This window comes from Leuconostoc inhae (genome assembly GCF_019656015.1).
GTDB lineage: Bacteria > Bacillota > Bacilli > Lactobacillales > Lactobacillaceae > Leuconostoc > Leuconostoc inhae_A.
On sequence record NZ_BPKW01000009.1, the window covers coordinates 69,810 to 92,409 of the forward strand.

14 protein-coding genes are annotated in these 22,600 nt (G+C 36.5%); all 14 read left to right on the top strand.

Annotated elements, in window-relative coordinates; all coding sequences use genetic code 11:
* Positions 1 to 49: 49 nt before the first annotated feature.
* The 14 genes from K5Q14_RS06730 to K5Q14_RS06795 all read left to right on the top strand — a co-directional run bounded on the left by K5Q14_RS06730 (position 50) and on the right by K5Q14_RS06795 (position 22,597).
* Positions 50 to 1,039, top strand: coding sequence for a diacylglycerol kinase family lipid kinase (locus K5Q14_RS06730; protein ID WP_220735060.1), 990 nt, complete (start codon positions 50 to 52; stop codon positions 1,037 to 1,039).
* Between the two features lie 78 nt (positions 1,040 to 1,117).
* Complete coding sequence (rlmD, locus tag K5Q14_RS06735) at positions 1,118 to 2,512, top strand: 23S rRNA (uracil(1939)-C(5))-methyltransferase RlmD (protein ID WP_220735061.1); 1,395 nt, start codon at positions 1,118 to 1,120, stop codon at positions 2,510 to 2,512.
* A gap of 190 nt (positions 2,513 to 2,702) precedes the next feature.
* Positions 2,703 to 4,319, top strand: a complete 1,617-nt coding sequence (gene pyrG / locus K5Q14_RS06740) for a CTP synthase (RefSeq protein ID WP_220735062.1) — start codon at positions 2,703 to 2,705, stop codon at positions 4,317 to 4,319.
* Between the two features lie 78 nt (positions 4,320 to 4,397).
* A complete protein-coding gene (gene uvrC / locus K5Q14_RS06745; RefSeq protein ID WP_220735063.1) occupies positions 4,398 to 6,191 on the top strand; it encodes an excinuclease ABC subunit UvrC in 1,794 nt (597 codons plus the stop codon).
* 193 nt (positions 6,192 to 6,384) lie between these two features.
* Positions 6,385 to 7,704, top strand: coding sequence for a GTPase ObgE (gene obgE / locus K5Q14_RS06750; RefSeq protein ID WP_220735064.1), 1,320 nt, complete (start codon positions 6,385 to 6,387; stop codon positions 7,702 to 7,704).
* 243 nt (positions 7,705 to 7,947) lie between these two features.
* Entirely contained in the window at positions 7,948 to 9,633 is a 1,686-nt protein-coding gene (gene alsS / locus K5Q14_RS06755; RefSeq protein ID WP_220735065.1) for an acetolactate synthase AlsS, read from the top strand.
* A gap of 238 nt (positions 9,634 to 9,871) precedes the next feature.
* Positions 9,872 to 11,008, top strand: a complete 1,137-nt coding sequence (locus K5Q14_RS06760) for a Fic family protein (RefSeq protein WP_220735066.1) — start codon at positions 9,872 to 9,874, stop codon at positions 11,006 to 11,008.
* A 545-nt stretch (positions 11,009 to 11,553) separates the two neighbouring features.
* Positions 11,554 to 13,695, top strand: coding sequence for an anaerobic ribonucleoside-triphosphate reductase (gene nrdD / locus K5Q14_RS06765; RefSeq protein WP_220735067.1), 2,142 nt, complete (start codon positions 11,554 to 11,556; stop codon positions 13,693 to 13,695).
* Complete coding sequence (gene nrdG, locus K5Q14_RS06770) at positions 13,685 to 14,272, top strand: anaerobic ribonucleoside-triphosphate reductase activating protein (RefSeq protein ID WP_220735068.1); 588 nt, start codon at positions 13,685 to 13,687, stop codon at positions 14,270 to 14,272. The genes nrdD and nrdG overlap by 11 nt, the downstream gene beginning before the upstream one ends.
* Positions 14,273 to 14,447: 175 nt before the next feature.
* Entirely contained in the window at positions 14,448 to 15,545 is a 1,098-nt protein-coding gene (locus tag K5Q14_RS06775; protein ID WP_220735069.1) for an ABC transporter ATP-binding protein, read from the top strand.
* Positions 15,546 to 15,552: 7 nt separating this feature from the next.
* Complete coding sequence (locus K5Q14_RS06780; protein ID WP_220735070.1) at positions 15,553 to 16,368, top strand: ABC transporter permease; 816 nt, start codon at positions 15,553 to 15,555, stop codon at positions 16,366 to 16,368.
* Between the two features lie 72 nt (positions 16,369 to 16,440).
* A complete protein-coding gene (locus tag K5Q14_RS06785; RefSeq protein ID WP_220735071.1) occupies positions 16,441 to 19,992 on the top strand; it encodes a bifunctional glycosyltransferase/CDP-glycerol:glycerophosphate glycerophosphotransferase in 3,552 nt (1,183 codons plus the stop codon).
* 91 nt (positions 19,993 to 20,083) lie between these two features.
* Positions 20,084 to 21,538 carry a DUF6020 family protein gene (locus K5Q14_RS06790; protein WP_220735072.1) on the top strand — a complete coding sequence of 485 codons (1,455 nt, stop codon included), beginning with the start codon at positions 20,084 to 20,086 and terminating at the stop codon, positions 21,536 to 21,538.
* A gap of 105 nt (positions 21,539 to 21,643) precedes the next feature.
* Positions 21,644 to 22,597, top strand: a complete 954-nt coding sequence (locus tag K5Q14_RS06795) for a glycosyltransferase family 2 protein (protein WP_220735073.1) — start codon at positions 21,644 to 21,646, stop codon at positions 22,595 to 22,597.
* Positions 22,598 to 22,600 lie beyond the last annotated feature (3 nt).

A 22,600-nucleotide genomic window follows, 5' to 3' on the forward strand; every position in this document is an offset into this window, starting at 1 on the left:
GACACGGTAACGTGATCGGTAGCTATAAGTAGCTATATTACACTTTAAAATGAGAGCACGAATTATTTATAACCCAACATCTGGTCGTGAGGCAATTAAACGGGAAATGCTAGCTATTTTGCATACCTATGAGCTTGCTGGTTATGAAACGTCAGCATTTGCTACAACACCAGAACCGATGTCTGCTGCCAAAGAAGCACAACGTGCAGCCAAAGCTGGATTTGACTTGATTGTAGCAGCTGGAGGCGATGGTACGATCAACGAAGTCGTTAATGGGTTAGCGCCATTACCCAAACGTCCTATGATGGCTGTTATTCCAGCCGGCACAACAAATGATTATGCACGTGCGTTAAAATTACCGCGTGATGAGCCACTGGAAGCAGCTAAAATTATTTTTCAGCATGAAACCATTAAAATGGATATTGGAAAAATTGATCAAGCAGGCATATCGAAGTATTTTATGAACATTGCAGCGCTTGGAACAATTAGTGAAGTGACATATGCGGTCCCATCTTTGATGAAGTCATTGTACGGTTACTTGGCCTATCTTGTTAAAGGCACAGAGCTTATTACACGAATAAAACCAGTTAATGCTAAAGTTACCTATGACACTGGTGAATATTCTGGTAAAATTTCAATGATTTTTTTAGCATTAACAAATTCTGTTGGTGGTTTTGAGACAATTGTTCCTGATGCTAAATTAGATGATGGTAAGTTTACCTTACTGATTATCAAAGAATCCAATTTAGCTCAAATTTTACAAATAGTTGCTCAAATGTTAAATGGTGGCAAGCATATTGATAACCCACACATGATTTATAAAAAAACAAATAAAGTGGAAATTATACCTTTGGACGAAGATCAGTTAAAAGTCAATTTAGATGGCGAATATGGCGGAGATGCACCGATGGTGTTTACGGATTTGCAACAGCACATCGAATTTGTTGCAAATCGTTCGGGTATGGAAGAAACAGCGACTATTTCAGATACAACTAAGAAAAAATTTGTGGCTGACGTCGAAAAACTCGACGTTAAATAAGGTTGACAGTGGGTGTCTAAAAACCCAAGAAAAGGAGATACGGTGTACTATAATTAATAGTGTATGCCGTTAAAACATATGGCAAAAGCTAATCGTGTTTACAAAACAGCAGTACCAGTAAAAAAGAATCAAGAAATTCAAGGGGAAGTGATGGATATCACCTACCAAGGTATGGGTGTTGTCAAAATTGATAACTTTCCTATTTTCGTAGTTGATGCTATTCCTGGTGAGATAGTTAATCTCAGTATTACCAAAGTTCTAAAAAACTATGCGTTTGGACGTGTCGTTACACGGGTACAAGAATCACCAAATCGTGCTGAAAATGTTGATCAAGTGGCTATTACTACAGGAATTGCACCATTGGCAAACTTGAAATATGAGGCGCAGTTAACGTTTAAACAACATCAAATTGAGCAAATGTTCAAAAAAGTTAATGTTGCCGTTGATGTTAAACCTACGCTTGGCATGGCAAATCCAACAAAATACCGTAACAAAGCACAAGTGCCTGTGCAATTGATTAATGGTCGGTTAGAGACGGGATTTTATCGTCGTGGTTCGCATAAACTTGTGCCGACTGAAGATTTTTATATTCAAGATCCTAAAGTTGATGAAGCAGTGATTGTGACACGTGATATTTTACGTGATTTAGGTATTTCTGCGTATGATGAAGAAACAAATAAGGGTGTTGTTCGTCATATTATGGCACGTCGCGGTTATTATTCACATGAATTAATGGTTGTGATTGTGACAAACACAAAAAAGCTACCTGATGCAGAAGAAATTGCAACACGCTTGCAGGCAAAACTACCTGAATTAAAGAGTTTTATCCACAATATTAATAATCATGATACAAATGTCATCATGGGACAGTGGAATGAAACGATTTGGGGTGCTAATGACATTCATGACCAATTAATGGACAAGGATTTTGTGATTGGTCCAAATTCGTTCTATCAAGTGAATCCACAGACTACAGCTACGTTATATACACTTGCTGCTGAAAAAGCTGGCTTGAAAAAGACTGATATTGTAGTTGATGCCTATTCTGGTATTGGGACGATAACCTTATCTATTGCTGATAAAGTTAAGAAAATTTATGGCGTTGAAGTTGTTGAAGATGCAGTCGAAGATGCAGAGAAAAATGCTAAAAACAATCATATCGACAATGTTGAATTTGTGACAGCTGATGCGCCTGAACAGATGGTTAAGTGGGCCGAAGATGGGTTGAAACCAAACGTTGTCTTCGTGGATCCACCACGTAAAGGACTGACAGCTGAATTGATTTCTGCTGTGAGCGCTATGAAGCCCGAAACATTTGTTTATATCAGTTGCAACCCAGCTACGCTTGCACGTGATACCGTTCAAATTTTAGCTGAAGGTTTTAAAATTGATGGGGCTGTACAACCAATTGATCAATTCCCACAAACAACACATGTTGAAAGTATTACAGTATTTAAACGTGTGACGAATTAATTGAACGCTGATTTTTCAATAATTGTTGAAAAAATTTGACAAAAACAAGTTAAATCTGTAGTATATATTAGGGCTCCCATTTAATGGGACAGACGTTAAAAGCTCCCAAGTTCAGCTTGGGAGCTTTTCTAATTTATTTTTACCCCTGAAACGTTGCGAGCGCGGCTGCGCTGAATCATGAGGAGGCATCATGGCAGATAAGCAAGTTAAGTATATTTTTGTAACCGGTGGCGTTGTGTCATCATTGGGCAAGGGCATTGTGGCAGCATCACTTGGTCGATTGCTAAAAAACCGTGGGCTAAAGCTTGCGATTCAAAAATTAGATCCATACATTAATATTGATCCTGGCACAATGTCGCCCTATCAACATGGCGAAACATTCGTAACTGGTGATGGGCTAGAGACTGATTTAGATATGGGCCATTATGAGCGTTTTATGGACATTAATACGAATATGTATTCGAATGTCACGACAGGACGTATCTATTCAGAAGTACTAGCCAAGGAACGCCGTGGCGACTACAATGGTGGCACTGTTCAAGTGATTCCACATATTACAGATGCGATTAAAGATAAAATGAAAAAAGCTGCCCAATCAACAGATGCTGATGTTGTTATTGTTGAAGTTGGTGGCACAGTTGGTGATATTGAAAGTTTGCCGTTTATTGAAGCATTACGTCAAATGAAATCTGATCTTGGCAGTGACAATGTGTTTTATATTCATACGAGCCTGATTGTTTATCTTACAGCGGCTGGTGAAGCTAAAACAAAGCCAACACAGCATTCTGTCGCGCAATTAAGATCATTGGGTATTCAACCTGACATGATCGTTCTACGCACTTCAGAGCCTTTAGAAGAGAGCTTAATCAAGAAAATTTCTACTTTCACAGATGTCAGTCCAGAAGCAGTAGTTGAATCTCGTGATGTTGAAACACTCTATGAAATACCACTTAATTTACAAGCGCAAGGTATGGATGATGTTGTTTTGAATAAATTACAGATTGATGCGCCTAAAGCTGATATGGCTGACTGGTCAAAAATGATTACAGGCATCAAAAATCCAAAAAAGTCGGTTGATATTGCTGTAGTTGGTAAGTATACAGATTTGCCAGATGCGTATATTTCTGTTAATGAAGCATTGAAACATGCAGGTTATGCACAAGAAGCAGATGTGACTATCAAGCATATTAAGTCAGAAACTGTGACAGCCGAAAATGTGCAAACGTTGCTTTCGGGTATCGATGGTATCATGGTACCAGGCGGATTTGGTGAGCGCGGAACAGAAGGTAAAATCGAAGCGATTCGTTATGCGCGTGAATCTAATATACCTTTCTTAGGGGTATGTTTAGGCATGCAATTAGCTTCAGTTGAATTTGCCCGACACGTTTTGGGATATGCTGATGCGAATTCAACTGAATTAAATCCTGAAACAACAGCACCAATTATTGATTTGATGAAGGATCAAGAAGATGTTGAAAATCTTGGGGGTACGCTAAGATTAGGCCTTTATCCAGCCATGTTGGTACCAAATACATTAACAGCCAAAGCATATGATAATGTGGCAGAAGTTCAACAACGCCATCGTCACCGTTATGAATTCAACACAACGTACCGTGAAGAATTTGAAGCTGCTGGTATGGTATTTTCAGCAACATCACCAGATAATCGTCTAATGGAAGTTATTGAGTATCCAAAAAATGATTTCTTTGTGGCAGCACAATATCATCCAGAATTTTTATCTCGTCCAGAAAGACCAGAAGGCTTGTACCGTGATTTTATCGGTGCAGCTTTGCAACATAAAGCCTGATAGCGACGATATCAAAAACACGCGAACGCGTGTTTTTATTTTAGAACAAATACTTGTATAGCTTGGTATAATAGAAACATGTTAGCAAATCCGTCAAAACACATTGAACAAAAACTCGCGTTGCTCCCAGCAGAACCCGGGTCATATCAAATGAAAGATCAAAATGGCAAAATTATTTATGTTGGTAAAGCTAAAAATTTAAAAAACCGCGTGCGCTCTTATTTTAAACAAGAGCATAATGGTAAAACAGCTGAACTAGTTCAAAATATTGTTGATTTTGAGTTTATTGTTACAAATTCTGATAAAGAAGCTTTTTTGTTAGAAAATGAATTAATCAAAAAATATAAGCCGTATTACAATATCCGTTTAAAATATGGGACAGGCTATCCTTATATTAAGATCACTAAAGAACGTAACCCTAAGATGGCATTAGTTAATGAAGTTAAAAAAGATGGTGGCTTTTATTTTGGGCCATATCCAAACGTCTATGCAGCACAAGAGACGCTACGATTTTTAGAAAAAAATTATCCTTTGCGTCGTTGCAATGGTTATCAGGGGCGGCCGTGCTTGTATTACAATATGGGGCAATGCTTAGGGCCCTGTTGGCATGACGTATCAAAACAGGATTATGACGAACAAATAGATCGTATCAAACATTTTTTAGATGGTGACACAGCAACAGTTAAGAAGGTTATTGCCGAAAAAATGAAAGCTGCCGCTGATATCTTAGAATTTGAGCGTGCAGCGGATTTGAGAGATCAATTGAAGTATATTGATGAAACTGTTGAAAGTCAGCGTGTTTTGTCTAAAGACACAACACCTAGAGATTTATTCAATTATTACTTGGACAAAGGTTGGATGACAGTTGAAGTATTTTTCTTAAGGCAAGCCCGGTTGATTAGGCAATTTAAACGAACATTTTCAGTTGTTGGTACAGAAGATGAAGAAATGATGAATTTTATTCAGCAATTTTATTCACAACGTAATATTCAAAAACCACATGAAGTCCTTGTGCCACATGGTATAGATATTGCTGCATTAACTGAAATTTTGTCAGTATCAGTGCGTACGCCAGTGCGTGGTGAAAAACGTGATTTAATGGATTTGGCAAAAAAGAATGCACGTATCGCTCTAGAAGAAAAATTTCGCCTCATGCAATTAAATGAGAAAAAAACAACAGGGGCTATGCGAGAAATTGCAGAGGCATTGCATATTCCAATGGGGCATCGTATTGAATCATTTGACCACTCGCACACACAAGGCGTTGAAATAGTGAGTGCCATGGTTGTTTTTGATGATGGGATACCCAATAAAGATTTATATCGCAAATATAAAATTAAATCGGTTGATCATGCAGATGAATGGACAGAAACACAAGAAGTCATTCGGCGTCGTTACTCACGTCTTTTAAAAGAAGGCGGCACGATGCCGGACTTAATTCTGATGGATGGTGGCGAAATTCAGTTACATGCTGCTAAAGAGGTTTTGGTAGATGAATTAGGATTAACGCATGTGCCACTAGCTGCAATGGTAAAAAATGATAAACATAAGACGGCTGACTTGATTGATGGTAAAACTGAAAAAATTGTTGTTCTTGACAAACAATCAGAAGGATTTTTTTTAATTCAACGTGTTCAAGAAGAAGTGCATCGATTTGCTATCAATTTTCATAGACAATTGCGCGGTAAAAATTCGTTGGCATCACGTTTAGATACAATTAGTGGTGTTGGACCAAAAACGAGACAAAAATTACTACGTGAATTTGGCTCATTACCCAAAATTACTGCCGCATCAATGACAGAATTGCAGGCAATAGGCATTAATGAAAAATTGGCTCGTGTCATTCATATGAGTTTGAAAACAGGTGAGTAACAAGCTATTAAGCTACTATGCATTCGCACTATATTGCATTTTGTGTTAAACTAGAGTATTAAATTATCGCAAGCTCACATGTGTGAGCAGACAAGGAGAAAATGCGTTTGGTGTTGTTTAAAGATGTGTCTGTCAGAAGAATTATCATTTTCTAACTGAGTACATCCTTTTTATACCTTGCGCTCTAACGACTATGGCATTCGTAGATCAAGCAGAAATTGAAGTAAAAGCCGGAAAAGGTGGCGACGGTATCGTCTCATTCCGTCATGAAAAGTTCGAAGCAATGGGTGGCCCATTTGGTGGCGATGGTGGTCGTGGCGGCTCAATTATCTTTAGAGTAGACGAAGGACTACGGACGTTAATGGATTTTCGTTATAATCGTCACTTTAAGGCACAACCTGGTGGTAACGGTGGCACAAAAGGGATGACAGGTGCATCTTCTAAAGACCGCTACATCAAGGTACCGCAAGGCACAACCGTTAAAGACGTTGATACTGGTGAAGTATTAGGTGACTTACTTGAAAACGGACAAGAACTTTTGGTAGCTCAAGGTGGCCGTGGTGGCCGTGGTAATATTCACTTTGCTACATCTGCTAATCCAGCGCCTGAGTTATCAGAAAATGGCGAACCAGGGATTATTCGGAATTTAAAGTTAGAATTAAAAGTCTTAGCCGATGTTGGTTTGGTTGGTTTTCCATCAGCTGGTAAATCAACGTTGCTATCTGTTGTTTCAAATGCCAAACCAAAAGTTGCGGCCTATCATTTTACAACGCTTTCACCAAATATTGGTATGGTGCGTTTAGATGATGAACGTGATTTTGTTATGGCCGACTTGCCTGGATTAATTGAAGGCGCATCACAGGGTATTGGACTAGGATTTCAATTCTTACGACATGTTGAACGAACCAAAGTTGTTTTGCATTTAGTAGATATGTCAGGTGTTGAGGGGACAGATCCGTACACACAATATCGTAAAATATTGGATGAATTACAACAATATGATGAAACGATTTTGGATCGACCACAAATTGTCGTACCAACAAAAATGGATATGCCAGATTCTGATGACAATCTAGTGCAATTCCAAAAAGAAGTAGCCGCTGAATCTGGTCTGCCTATGCAACCAAAGATTGTTCCTATTTCAGCTTTGACTAGAGATGGTACACAAGAGCTAATGAGATTAACAGCAGATATGTTGGCAACAGCACCTGCACCTGAAAGTTATCGTCCAGTAGATGAGACCATTGCTAACGAAAAGACATATGACTTTAAACCAGAAAATCATGACTTTACTGTTGTGTGGTCTGAAGAGAGTGAGCAATGGATCATTGGTGGTTCAGAAGTTGAGAAGCTATTCTTGATGACCAATATCCAACGTGATGCAACAATTATGCGTTTTGGTCGTCAGTTGCGACATATGGGCGTTGATGATGCACTGCGTAAAGCAGGCGCTAAAGACGGGGATGACGTTCGTATTAGTGACTCAGACTTTGTCTTCGAATTTAGTGATTAATATGACTTGTAAACGAGTAGCCTGTAATGGTTGCTCTTTTTTAGTGCGGTATAAAGTTAAAAATCAGATTGTGAAGTCAAAAACGTTGATATAGAGATAAACTTCACAATGTTTAATTGGCAATGAGTGAGTAAATAGTGCTATGATATGGGTATCGAAAAAAATATGGAGGAAATGAGCGTAGCTAAATGTTCTTGCTTTGTCTCGTTTAATCAAGACACGCAATGCACGCTCAAATATATTATGTCAGAACAAAAGTATGGTGCAGATATTGTCGCTGATAGTTTAATTAACCATGGCGTTGATTTGGTTTTTGGTATTCCTGGTGCCAAAATAGATCGCTTATTTGAAACATTAGAGCATCCTAAAGCAGGTCAAAAAGTACCTAAATTAATCGTAGCACGTCATGAACAAAATGCTGCTTTTATGGCGCAAGCTTTTGCTCGTATTACCGGTAAAACAGGTGTTGTGATTGCAACTTCTGGTCCCGGTGTTGGTAATTTAGTGACCGGATTAATGACAGCCAATGCTGAAAGTGATCCAGTCGTAGCTATTGGTGGGCAAGTGCAACGTAAAGATCTATACCGATTAACTCATCAATCGACAAACTCCGTGGCTTTGTTTACACCAATTACTAACTTTAGTTCCGAAGTACAAGATCCTAATAATATTTCAGAAATTTTGGCTAATGCTTTTGCAGCAGCTAATGGGGCTAAAAAAGGTGCTGCATTCGTGTCATTGCCTCAAGATATTGATGACGCGCCCGTTAATATTAACGCGTTGGCACAAGTGCCAATGGCACAACAAGGTGCCGCTTCGTTGGTAGATTTAGACTGGTTAGCAGGCGCAATTAAACAAGCTAAGTTACCAGTTTTGTTGGTCGGTGCGCGTGCATCAGATGACGAATCTGTTGCGTCTTTGCATAAACTGCTTAATCAGGTTTCTTTGCCTGTTGTTGAGACATTCCAAGGTGCTGGTGTTATCTCACGTGATTTAGAAGAAGCATCATATTTTGGTAGAATTGGTTTGTTCCGTAATCAAACTGGCGATAAGTTACTGCAACAGTCTGATTTAGTGATTACTTTAGGTTACGATGCTATTGAATATGAACCACGTAACTGGAATAAAGAAAACAACTTAAACATTGTTGCATTGGATACAACGCCTGTACAAATTGATAATAATTTTGTACCGCAACGCCAACTTGTTGGTGATTTGTCACAAAGTATCGACTTATTAACAGAACGTATTGCTGGTTATCAATTACCAGATGACAGCCAACAAACGTTGCATGACTTAAAAACAGATCTTCGCTTGTCAAATGAACCAACTTACACGCCGGCTGAAGGTAACTTGAATCACCCATTGACAGTTATCAAGTCAATTCAAGCACATGTAACAGATGATATGACAGTTTCAACTGATATTGGCTCACATTATATATGGATGGCACGTCATTTCAAGTCGTATGTTGCACGTCACTTCTTGATTTCAAACGGCATGCAAACATTAGGCGTCGGTTTGCCATGGGCAATGACTGCAGCGATGGTTCGTCCAAATGCTAAGTCAGTTTCAGTTTCAGGTGATGGTGGTTTCTTCTTCTCAGCGATGGAATTAGAAACAGCGGTGCGTTTGAATTTAAACACTGTTCATATTGTTTGGAATGATAATGCACATTATGATATGGTGAAATTCCAAGAAGAAATGAAATATGATGGCGAATCTGCCGGTGTTGATTTTGGCAATATTGATTTAGTCAAATATGCAGAAGCATTTGGCGCCAAAGGCTTAAGAGTGACAACACCTGCTGATTTGGATGCAGTCTTAGATGAAGCCTTTGCAACACAAGGACCAGTTGTGGTGGATATTCCGGTTGATTATTCGCATAACTATGAATTGGGATCTCAATTGATTCAAGGTGAAGGTTAAACATTAGTATAACAACGTTTCCAGTGGTAGTATTATCTAAAAAATCTACTTGGGGACTTGAGTTTTAAAAAATAGGAGTAGGCTCTAGTTGAGACTGCTCTTTTTCTGTTAATAAGTGCGCGGATAATGATGTTTGAAAAATAGTTGCGTGCGTAAACACTTTATAAGATAATATAATTGAATTTTTATCTTATAAAGTGTATTATATACTTATAGCATGATATTGGAGGTATAAGTTATGGTAGCAATACAAGGCATTAAGTTATTGCCACCTGTTGTAACAACGCAGCAGGCTTTGACATTATACAAAAAAGTAGCCGTCATTAAATCAAAGATTGGACGGCTGAATTCAGAACTTGAGCATTCAATTGTCGATTCTCATTTGATTCAGTTACTCGCACTAAATGAATCTGTACAGTCAACGCGTATTGAGGGGACTCAGGTGACTTTTGCAGATATGATTGATGATGAAGATAAAAAGAAAAAACGGTCAGAAGTAATCGAAGTTGATAATTATCGACACGCATTATCTCTAGGTATTGATCTAATTAGTGCGGGTAATCCAATTTCTACACGACTTATTCAACAAATTCATGAAACACTAATGGCAGGCGGTACGCGTGGTACAACGTCAGCACGTGGTGAGTATCGTAAAATACAAAATTTCATAGGGCCAGATAATAAAATTGAGCATGCAACCTACATTCCAGTCGCAGCAAACGAAATCGCGAACTACATGGCTAATCTTGAGTTTTTTATTAATGGTGAACATCATCGAACTTTTGATAACGTCATTGTTAGTGATAATGAAATTGTTCTTGATGAGGCGACAGATCCACTTATTAAAACAGCAATTTTACATGCACAATTCGAGTCTATTCATCCGTTTTTGGATGGCAATGGTCGTGTTGGGCGTATGTTAATTGTATTTAGTACAATGCTTGATGGCTTGGTTGATAAGCCTGTATTTTTTGTTAGTGAAGAATTGGAAAAAGAACGCTTGCGATACTATAATTTTTTGAATGGTATTCGCGGCAATAATGCAGACTGGTTTGGTTGGATCAATTTTTTCTTAGATGTCAGTGATCGTATGACTGATTCATTGTTGAACAAATTGATAGCTATCACGAAATTAAGTCAAGATGGGCTTGAAATCATTGGTGATCGTAAAGAAACACTTAAAAAGGCTTGGTTTGTTACTTTTGGGCAACCATGGATTAGTGCCAAACATCTTAGTGATGTGTTAGCGGTAACACCGGCTACAGCTAGAGTGGCATTAAATGAGCTAGAAAAATTGAAACTAGTTGAAAGTGATGTGACTAAGAAGCGTAATAAAATTTATGTTAATTTTAGTTTGTTGCGATTAATGCAGTGATTGTAAAAGAAATAATATAAAATGCAACTGAACTGAACTCCCTGAGTTGGAGAAAATCAAACTCAGAGGTTTTGTTATGTTTTCAAAAGAGGTCCAAATAGAAGCTATTTCTTTAAACTTTAATTATTTTTTAAGCAGATGTAAAGCGTTTGCTTTTTTTGTGCAAAAAAAATTAAGACACGATTGAGTGTTTTCAATTCATTAAAATAAAAATTGTAAAGAAACTGTTATATTAATGCTTATGCAGTATTGAGCATGTTAATCAGATAATAACAGCTGGTAAGATAGCATTTGCGATAATACTTACAAAAAATAATGAATAAATACTTGATGATCTATAAAGGTGAATAACAGTGAAAAAACTGTCGTTACTGGTAATATACCTAAGTAAATAGGTTAATCATAATGTCTATTTATACATAGAACAGGTGTTTGACATCTACCCCCTAAAACGCGCATAATTCTAAATACAGCCATACAACTGATGTGAATTAATTATCATAACACGCATATTATTTTGTATAGAATAAGGGGAATCCATATACATGAACACAATTAATTTAGTCACAACAATTACGAAAAAATCTGGTGAGGCAGTACAATTTCGACCATACAAAATTGCACTTGTTCTTGAATCACTTGATATTGAGAGGGATGATTATGAAGCGATTATGACCAGTGTGATGGCCATAGCAGAACAACCTAATGTGACCACACAAATAATTTATCAAACGATTCTAACGCAATTAGAAACACGTTCACCCAAGGCTGCTGAAGCTTTTCAAGCAAGGCATATGTCAAATGAGCAAGCATGGTTACAGGCGATCAATCCAGAAAATAAGCTTAAATCATTAATCAATCAAGATGATAAAACAATGCATGAAAATGCTAACAAAGATTCACATGTGTTCAATACATTTCGCGATTTAACTGCTGGTATGATTGGTAAGTCTAAAGGTTTGACGATGATGCCCGAAAGTGTCGCAAAAGCACATTTAAGAGGCGATATTCATTGGCATGATTTAGATTACACGCCTCTTGGACCAATGACGAACTGCTGTTTGGTCGATTTTGATTATATGTTTAAATCTGGGTATACAATGGGTAATGCGCAAGTTGAACCACCAAAGTCAATTGGTACGGCAACCGCTCAAATGGCGCAAATTATAGCCAATGTGGCATCATCTCAGTATGGTGGCACATCAATTAACCGTGCAGATGAATTATTGGCACCGTATGCCGAGATGAATTATCAAAAACATCTTAAGGATGCCAACACGTATGTTCAAACAGATAAGCGCCAAGATTACGCAGACAATGCCACAAAAAAAGACATTTATGATGCGATGCAGGCGTTAGAGTATGAAATTAATACACTTGCTTCAGCGCAAGGTCAAACGCCTTTCACAACGCTTGGTTTTGGTTTAGGAACAAATTGGATTGAACGAGAAATTCAAAAGGCGATATTCGACATACGAATAAAAGGTATTGGACCCAATCATAGAACAGCTATTTTTCCAAAACTAGTCTTTTCATTGAAACGCGGTGTGAATATGACTACTGAAGATCCTAATTACGATATTAAAAAATTAGCCATTGAATGTGCTTCAAAACGAATGTATCCTGATGTGTTAAATTACGAAAAAATTGTGGCACTAACTGGCTCATTCAAAGCACCAATGGGATGTCGTTCATTTCTACAAGGTTGGCAAAATGAGCAAGGCGTTGAAGTCAATGAGGGACGGATGAACCTTGGTGTTGTAACGCTCAATGTGCCGCGTATTGCCTTGCAATCACATGGCAGTAGAGAACAATTTTGGAACATATTAGATGAGCGATTAGCCTTGGCGAAGCAGGCATTAAAATTTAAACTTGCTAGAACAAAAGAAGCCATTCCTGAAAACGCGCCAATTTTATATAAAAATGGCGCGTTTGGTAAGATGCTTGGTGATGATGACGACGTTGATACCCTGTTTAAAAACGGACGTGCGACACTGTCTTTGGGTTATATTGGCTTATATGAAGTAGGGACTTATTTCTTCGGCCCAAAGTGGGAAAGTAATAAAGAAGCGCATGATTTCACAGTTGAAATTGTACGACGATTACATACTGCTTGCCAAGAGTGGGAGGCAGAAGATGGTTATCACTATTCTGTCTATTCAACACCTGCTGAATCGTTAACTGATCGCTTTTGTGAACTCGATAAAGCACGGTTTGGTGCGATTCCTGATATCACGGATAAGGATTACTATACGAATTCATTTCATTATGATGTACGTAAGCATCCAAATCCATTTGAAAAGTTATTGTTTGAGGAAGCTTATCCAAAATATGCGAGTGGCGGTTTTATTCATTATTGTGAATATCCAAACTTACGTCAAAATCCAGCGGCTCTTGAGGCAGTTTGGAATTTTGCTTATGATCATGTAGGCTATTTGGGGACCAATACACCAATTGATAAATGCTTTAAATGTGGTTTTGAAGGTGATTTTAAACCGACAGCACGCGGATTTTGTTGTCCTGAGTGTGGTAATCACGATCCAGAAACGTGTGATGTGGTTAAAAGAACTTGTGGTTACCTCGGTAATCCACAGGCCCGTCCAATGATTCATGGCCGTCATGTTGAAATTGCGTCGCGTGTGAAGAATATGTCACAATCGGAGGTTGCTCAAACACATGTCAAGTAAGTTAGCTAATGGTATCACAGTGCCAGAAAGTAAAGAATGGCAGTCAGATGATTTGTCACTTAATTATGTGGCTGATTATAAGCCTTTCATTATGGTCGATGGCCCAGGTGTACGGTGTTCAATATATTTATCTGGTTGTAAATTTTTGTGCCCAGGTTGCTATAATGTGGTTGCTCAAAATTTTCATTACGGTACTGAATATACACAAGAATTGGAAGACCAAATCATTGCTGATTTAAGTCATTCCTACGTACAAGGACTGACGTTATTGGGTGGCGAGCCGTTTTTAAATACAGCAGTAGCATTAAAATTAACACGACGCATACGCGCTGAATTTGGTGATACAAAAGATATTTGGTCTTGGACTGGTTACACATGGGATGAATTAATGGCCGAAACGGCCGACAAAAAGGCATTATTGCAAGAAATTGATGTTTTAGTTGATGGTCGCTTTGTTCAGGCATTGATGAACTTAAAGCTGCGATTTAAAGGATCATCTAATCAACGAATCATTGATGTGCCCGCATCATTAGCAACAAAAGAAGTTGTCTTGTGGACGGATGAGTATGAAAATTGATTTAATCGGTTGCTGTTAAAAAGTGTTTTTTGATATATAATGTTCATTTAATGTTGTTATATCAAGTCTATCCATAAACAAATGCACGTGTGATGTTTGGACTATTTGCCTATAAATAGGGTATAATATAGTGTTGTGACTTTTTCACACATTGATATTTTGTCGGAGGAAAGACATGACTGAAGATAGCCAAAAAACTGTTTACACACCTACTGATCCACGTGGGTTGAATGAACCGTTCTTACCAGTGTCTATTGCTAAACAAATTGATTTGCCTGGAAATGAAAATGTTTCTGGCGCACCATTAAAGGTGAGTGGTAGATATATTACTAAAGAATATGATATGGGTACGTCGCGTAACGAAAAAATTCAAGCTATCTTGAATCCTTTGAAGTCTAAAAAAGAAAAATTTTGGGGACTTAAGGGCATTTCTTTTGATGTTTTTGAAGGGGATGTTGTTGGCGTTATTGGGGTTAATGGCTCTGGAAAGTCAACGTTACTTAACATTTTAAGCGGGGCGCTGATGGAAACATCTGGACGTTTAATTCTTAAAGGAAAAACATCTCTTTTATCTGTATGGGATGGTTTACGTGACAATTTGACAGGACTAGAAAATATACGTTTAAAATCGTTGATGATGGGACTATCGAACAAAGAAATTGATAATCAAATTGATGATATCTCAGAGTTCTCTGAATTAGGTAAATTTATCAAGCAACCAGTTAAAAATTATTCATCAGGCATGCGTTCAAAGCTAGGTTTTGCAATCGCGGTGCATCAAAATCCTGATATTATGATTATTGACGAGGCATTGTCAGTTGGTGATCAAACATTTACGCGTAAAGCATTGAACAAAATGAAAGAGTTCAAAGCAGCCGGCAAGACAATTTTCTTTGTCTCACATGCCTTGGGTCAAATAGAAGAATTTACAGATAAAACAATGTGGATTCAATATGGCGAATTGCGTGCATACGGTGATACAGAAACCATTTTACAAGAGTACAAGGACTGGACTAAGTGGTACAACCAGTTAGATGATGATGTTAAAAAATCATATGTGGCTGCACGTAAGCAAGCACAAAATGATTTTAATCGAACACAACTAACCGAGCGTATTGTAGAAGATAACCATTTATCAGATGCCGATAAGAAAAAAATTATGCGTGATAACTCGGTCGGTGGTCGATTGACCTGGTGGAATTGGCTACTATTAATAGCTGGAACAGGAATCTTTGCTTATGCAGTTTATCTTTATGTGTATTTGGGACGGTAATTAAATTATGAGAGAAATTTGGCTTGTGCTACGGGAGCAAATAAAATACTTCCCCGTCATGCTACGTTTGGCTCGCTATGAAACTCGCGCCAAATACAAAGACCATTCACTTGGCGTTTTGTGGGATGTGATTAACCCAGTGATGCAAATTGCAACGTACTGGTTAGTTTTTGGAATTGGCTTACGTCAAGGTGGTACAACAAATGGGGTACCTTATGTTGGCTGGCTAGTTATTGGACAGGCAACTTGGTTATTTTTGAACACATCATTTATGGATGCGACTTGGAGTATTCGAAATAATGTGCGACAAGTTTCAAAGATGAATTTTCCTATCAGTATTATGCCAACTGTGCGAACATGGATTAACGTGATTCCTTTTGCTATTACATTGGCTGTTGGTGTCTTAATAGCTGTTGGCTCAGGTGTGCAGTTAACAATGCATGCGTTCCAATTTGTCTATTATTTCTTAGCCATGCTTGCATTTTTGCATGCATTAGGCATATTTAATGCAACAATAACAGTATTATTTCCAGATTATCAACAATTAATCCAAACGATTATGCGATTTGTATTCTGGTTCTCTGGGGCTGTTATTGACATTGCAGCCAAGTTAGGACCAGATCATGCACGAATCGGTCGTATGATTGAGTTGAATCCTTTCTACTATTTGATTTCGGGTGTCCGTGATTCATTTTTGAGCACGGGTTGGATATGGGATCACCCATCGCAAAATCTTGCTTTCTGGATGTTTGTACTGGTGGTCTTACTTCTCGGATCGCATCTGCATTTAAAGTTCCGCGCTTACTTTGCGGATCTTGTTTAGAATAAAGTAAAAGGGGTGTGGGCGTCTGCTCGCCCCCTCTTTGCGTACATAATTGATATAGGAGTTTTAACCATGACTGAACAAATTATCCACATACCAAAAAATATTGATGAACCAGTAACTGTCGTGAATAAAAGTAACCGTGCGGTTACCACATTAAGTGTGATTGTACCAATGTATAATGTGGCATTATTTTTGGAAGAGGCTTTGGATTCATTATTACGTCAAGGTATTAATGATGAACTACAAGTTATTTTGATTGATGATGGCTCAAAAGATGATACGCCGGCATTAGCACAAGAATATGTTGATCAATATCCGAATATTTTTGAGCTTTATTTATTTGAAAATGGTGGTTTAGGAGCTGCACGTAATCGTGGTACTAATTTAGCGGTTGGTGAGTATGTCACATATGTCGATCCAGATGATATTGTTGTTGATGACTCTTATGCTAAAATGCTTAAAATCATTAGTAAAACAGGTAGTGATGTTATTGGTGGCGCTGTACGTCGTTTTAACAGTACGGGAAAGCAGTGGACCTCTACAGTACATGATAAAGCTTATCATGATAGTTATGAAGCTGTAACATTAAAAAGTCACCCTGAGTTAATTTGGGACACAACTGCCTGGAATAAAGTATATCGCCTTGATTTTATTCATCATTATAGCTTGTATTTTCCTGAAAAAATGTTGTATGAAGATATGCCAATGGTGGTGCCGATGTACTCATTAGCGAAAACAATTGATGTTTTTGATGAAGTTATGTATCTTTGGCGAGAACGTGATGAGGGAACACCATCTATTACTCAGTTAACTGCTCAAAAGAATAACTTTACTGATCGTGTAAAGGGTATGAAGATGATCCTGAGCAGTTTGGTTAAGTATGATGCACCACAAAATGCGCAAAATGAGCAATTGAATAAAATGCTTAATTTTGATTTACGTTTACCTTTTACTTACGAAAAATATTTAGCACTTGATGATGAATACAAAGATACAATTTATGAACAGGTAAAGGGCTTTTTAGAATTATTAACACCTCCCCAGTTTAATCAAGCACATTTTTGGTATAGAGCATTGTATACTGTTTGGCTTAATCAACCTAAGGATATTGTACAAATTGCTATTGAAAAATTTGCCAAGTATGAGTTTCATATAAAATTTGATCAAAAGACTGGTACTTTTACTAGCAGTTATCAGGATGAATTTCATTTTGAATTACCTACTTTTCAATCGGACTTTGAATCATTTACTCGATTGCATTGTGTCGAAGAAGAAGATAAAAATCTTGTCTTAGTAGGGCATTTATTTTATCGTTATATGGATTTACCCAGTCGTGATTTAATTTCCAATTTACAAGTTGAACTTGTAGACAAAAATGGAGATGTGTTAATTCATTCCAATGGAACAGCTGATATGGCGTATGATCCAGATGGAACAGCAAAGTGGGGATTTGATAACACTCAAAGTCGTAGAGAACAACCAGCACATAATTTTGATATTTCACAATATCGCATTAAAATACCATTTACTGAGTTGACTTTATTAAATGAAGTTGCATATGTAAAACTTAAGCTGTCTATTTATGGTCGTAACTTAGAAGTGCTGATCAGTGAACCCCTACCTGGCGATGAGCCAAGACCAGAGGGATTTGTTATCGATGAAGGATTTTTACTAACTTCTTATTCATCAGATTGGCGACTTCGTTTAAATTATTTAGAAAATGCACCAATAATTGATAAATCTGTTTGGTCGGGAAATAATTACCATTGGACTATTAAGAATGCTAAAAAGCATGTTTTCATCTTCAATCCACTAAACAAAGAGACTCGTGAACTCATAAAACAGGATAATCAATATTCGTTGTCAAAGAAAGATATTAAATACCTTGGGACTCCTGGTGGTTCAGGACAAGTCTGGTGGCAATTTATGACAACTAATGATATTGAAAAATCCGACTCTTTTGAATTAGTTCGTATGGCGGCACCTGTGATTGCTGAACCTCATACAATAAACAAAAACATGTCCATATTACATGTTTCAAATCATGTTGCCACTTTAGCAATTTCCTGGCAATATCCAGTAGTAGCATCAGCTGAAGTAAATGAGAACGATGTCACAATTAAATATTGGTTAGACGGGTGGGCGCGTTTCGCCACGAGTTCTAAAATTAGTTTTACTCAAGATAAATTAACTAATGAGTATATGGCTAAAAAAATTGAAGGGGGTCTATATAAACCTAGTTTATGGGAAGTAACAATACCATTGGAATATGGTTTATATGGTGAAAATACATTACTCCACCCAGAGGTTAATTTAAAGTTTCTCTATCGAAAAAGCTTTACGATGCCGCTACGTTGGGGAAAGTCAAAATTCAATATTTTTCGTAAAGATTACAAAATTGGAAAACTGACCTGGTATTTTGGTTCTGATGATAAAGAGGAACATCGCGTTGTAACACTACGTCAGCGTAATAATCGTGACGGTTTTGGAACGATTAGTGAAAAAGTAACATTCTGGCAAGAAGAGTATCAAAATTTTCTCAAGAAACCTATTTTGGAAAAAACAATTATGTACTCATCATACTGGGGTCAAAACTTTAACGATAATCCACGAGCGCTTTATGAATACATTCAAAAAAATCATCCAGGTTATCAACATATTGCTGTATACTCTAGTATCTTACAAAATATTGAACTTCCTGACGTTACTGCAGTTTTAACTGGCACTAAGGAGTATTGGTATTATTTAGCTCGTGCAAAGTATTTTGTTAACAACGTTAACTTTGAGGGAAAAGAGCGTGTTAAACGACCTGAACAGGTAGAAATACAAACAATGCACGGGACACCATTAAAAAAGATGGGATTTAATGTATTGCAGGACTGGACATCGGCATCCTATGAGCAATATTTGCAAAAAAATCGTAACTGGGATTATTTAACAGTTCCAAGTGATTATGTTGCAAGTATTGCTGATAATGCCTATCGTCATCAAGCAAAAGTACTTAAAACAGGATATGCACGTAATGATGAATTGTTTGTTAGAAATAACTTAATTGAAATTAAGCGTATTAAAAATAAAATGAATATTCCAGTTGATAAAAAAATAATTTTGTATGCTCCGACTTGGCGTAAGCAGTCTGAAACCAAGTTGGGTATAGATTTTGATTTAATGTATCAATCCTTGAATGATAATGTACTTATGCTTGTTCGTCCGCATCATTTAAGTGGAAACATCAATATTCCCATTAAGTACGCAGATAAAATCGTTTTATCAGATAGTTTATTTTCAATTGAAGATTATTATTTAATTAGTGATGTGATGATCACAGATTATTCTTCAGTTATGTTTGATTATGCATTATTAAACAAGCCGATGGTTTTTTTCACGTATGATTTTGAAAGCTATGTCAGCTCACGTGGCTTGAATTTTGATTTTAAAAATGATGCACCAGGACCTATTGTTTATAATCAGAGAGAGTTAGAAACTATTTTACAAAATTCTGATCAGATTAAACAAAATTATGCAAAAAAAATCACAGCATTTAATAAAAAATTTATACAATATGATGATGGGCATGCATCCGAAAAAATTTTTAATTCAGTTTTTGAAGATAATGATTAATTCTAAAAAAGCTTATGAAATAAATATTAGTATTCATTATGTATAAAACATAGTTATTTGAAAATGATTATTGGACAGAGGAAAATGTAATATGAAAAAAGGTTGGCACTTCGGTTATTTTTTAATTATTATGCTAGCATGGTTGCCTTATTGGTGGTCTTTTTACCCTATAATTATTAGTTATGATGGTGCTGCTCAGCTAGCTAATTTTTTCGGATTAACTTATCCTAATAATCATCAACCCTATACAGCTGCGTTTTTGATGGGATTGTTAGTTAAATTTTTCATGAAATTGACACATGAAAGCACATTAGCTTTTGCACTATATGCGATTTGCATTGCGAGTGTTAGCGCATTCGTACTGAGTAGGTTGGCTTTTAAGTTGGGAAGTAGTTTTGGAAAGAAAATTGAATGGTTTGCAGTTGGATTATTTGCACTGTTTCCTTTGTTTCCATTTTATGCAATTTCTTATGATAAAACGTCACCATTTTTGATAGGAACAGCTATGTTACTTTCAGCACTGATATCAATCGCTGAAGAAAAAAAAATCAATAATCATTTATTGGAGTTGTTTATAGGTTCAATATTAATATCAGCATTTAGGACTGATGGTTATTATGTTGTTGTTATTGTTTTATTTGTAAGTAGTATAGTGCTCAAAAGTAAAAAAATATTATGGGGATTATTATTATTAATCTTTTCAATGTCTATCATTAGTAAAGTGATTTTTCCAAATATGTATGTTATGCCAGGATTACCTGGAGATCCAATTAGTGTACCATTGCAACAAGTTGCCTACACTGTTAAGAAAAATGAATCACATTTAGAGAAAAATAAGTTATACGTTGAATTAAATGAAATAATACCTCTGAAAAAAATTACGCAAGCATATAACCCTAATCTAGCAGATTATGTTAAATTTAGTTATGGTAATAAATATTATGGCACGAATAAGTCTCAAAAAAAGGCTTTTGAAGATTTTTTGAAAGAAAAGAAAAAATATAGTACTTTGAAATTTGCAAGACTTTGGCTAGCATTAGGAAAAAGATATCCTTTTGATTACGTAAAAGCATGGTGGTATCAAGTGAACTCGTATTATATGCCAACAAATTATGATGAACAACAAAAATCTTCCGGTCAATTATTTATGAACTTTAATAAAAATTGGGTTAATAATAGTGTTATTAACACTATGAAACAATTAAATATGCCGATTAATTATAATAATTCAAATTTTGCTAAAAAATTTAGAAGTAAAATTACGACACCGTTGAAGAATGATAATTTTATTTACAAGTTTTCATTGTCTGCGTGGCTCTACGATTGGGTACTTATTTTATCTGCTATAATAGCGATCATACAAATAATTAAAAAGAAAATATCAATCGTTTGGCTATTACCTTTCTTATTTCCGCTAGGAATATTAGGAGTTGCAATGTTAACGCCAGTAGATGGAGGAATGCGATATATATTACCTATTATCATGACGTTACCAATGGGTGTAGGATTTATTTTCCGGAAAAATAAAAAAACAGAAAATGGCTAGCATTTTAGCAATAAATAATTGATGATAATTTTTCGATGCGTATGTCATAATAGATTATTCGTTGAAATATATTGTGAATAAAAAATAAAATCAGAGAGAGACAAAATGGATAAATTAGCGATATTAATACCAGCATATAACGAGGCCCAAACTATCGAAAAAGTAGTGACAGATGTGTTGGAGACTACTAAAAATATTGAGGGTACGGTAGTATATGTTTACGACAACAATTCTAAAGATAATACTGCCAAACTTGCTGAAAAAGCTGGAGCAATAGTTAAACACGAGTTTGCTCAAGGAAAAGGCGCAGTGATTAGACGAATGTTTCGGGAAATCGATGCTGAAGTTTATATCATGATTGATGCTGATGACACATATCCAGTGGAAGCGATGACAAAAATGTATCATACTGTCAAAGTTCGTGGGGTGGATATGGTGGTCGGAGATCGCTTATCATCCACTTACTTTGAAGAAAATACACGACCATTTCATAATGTCGGAAATTCTGTGGTACGTGGATTAATTAATACGCTTTTTAAGACAGATATCAAAGATATACTTACAGGGTATAGGGCCTTTAGTTTTGAATTTGTTAAAACATTTCCGGTTCTTTCTCGTGGATTTGAAATTGAAACAGAGATGTCTATTCATGCTACTGAAAAACGTATGTTGGTAGAGAACCAAGTGATTGATTATAGAGATCGACCGGATGGATCAGAATCAAAATTAGACACATATGGTGATGGTATGCGTGTTCTGAAAACAGTTATGAATTTATATCGTAATTATCATCCGTTTGCTTTTTTTGGATCTATTTCAGCTTTGTTTGTTTTTATTAGTTTAATTGTATTTTTTGTTCGCGTTCTTGGACCTTATGCGAGAACAGGTATGGTAGATAATATGCCAACATTGATCGTGACTATGATATTGTTATTAGTTGCTGTGATTTCTTTCTTTTCAGGCATGATTTTGAATGCTGTTCAAGCCAAAGAGAAACGTGATTTTGAATTATCTCTAATTGAAGCATCTAATAGAAAAAAAGAATTGTGCAAATATTAAAAA

What these genes read in the sequence shown, in the direction of transcription:
- uvrC (WP_220735063.1), top strand. Translation starts at nt 4,398, where the DNA reads ATGTTAGCAAATCCGTCAAAACACATTGAACAAAAACTCGCGTTGCTC.
- K5Q14_RS06780 (WP_220735070.1), top strand. Translation starts at nt 15,553, where the DNA reads ATGAGAGAAATTTGGCTTGTGCTACGGGAGCAAATAAAATACTTCCCC.
- alsS (WP_220735065.1), top strand. Translation starts at nt 7,948, where the DNA reads ATGTCAGAACAAAAGTATGGTGCAGATATTGTCGCTGATAGTTTAATT.
- K5Q14_RS06790 (WP_220735072.1), top strand. Translation starts at nt 20,084, where the DNA reads ATGAAAAAAGGTTGGCACTTCGGTTATTTTTTAATTATTATGCTAGCA.
- K5Q14_RS06785 (WP_220735071.1), top strand. Translation starts at nt 16,441, where the DNA reads ATGACTGAACAAATTATCCACATACCAAAAAATATTGATGAACCAGTA.
- pyrG (WP_220735062.1), top strand. Translation starts at nt 2,703, where the DNA reads ATGGCAGATAAGCAAGTTAAGTATATTTTTGTAACCGGTGGCGTTGTG.
- K5Q14_RS06775 (WP_220735069.1), top strand. Translation starts at nt 14,448, where the DNA reads ATGACTGAAGATAGCCAAAAAACTGTTTACACACCTACTGATCCACGT.
- rlmD (WP_220735061.1), top strand. Translation starts at nt 1,118, where the DNA reads ATGGCAAAAGCTAATCGTGTTTACAAAACAGCAGTACCAGTAAAAAAG.
- obgE (WP_220735064.1), top strand. Translation starts at nt 6,385, where the DNA reads ATGGCATTCGTAGATCAAGCAGAAATTGAAGTAAAAGCCGGAAAAGGT.
- K5Q14_RS06795 (WP_220735073.1), top strand. Translation starts at nt 21,644, where the DNA reads ATGGATAAATTAGCGATATTAATACCAGCATATAACGAGGCCCAAACT.
- K5Q14_RS06730 (WP_220735060.1), top strand. Translation starts at nt 50, where the DNA reads ATGAGAGCACGAATTATTTATAACCCAACATCTGGTCGTGAGGCAATT.
- nrdG (WP_220735068.1), top strand. Translation starts at nt 13,685, where the DNA reads ATGTCAAGTAAGTTAGCTAATGGTATCACAGTGCCAGAAAGTAAAGAA.
- nrdD (WP_220735067.1), top strand. Translation starts at nt 11,554, where the DNA reads ATGAACACAATTAATTTAGTCACAACAATTACGAAAAAATCTGGTGAG.
- K5Q14_RS06760 (WP_220735066.1), top strand. Translation starts at nt 9,872, where the DNA reads ATGGTAGCAATACAAGGCATTAAGTTATTGCCACCTGTTGTAACAACG.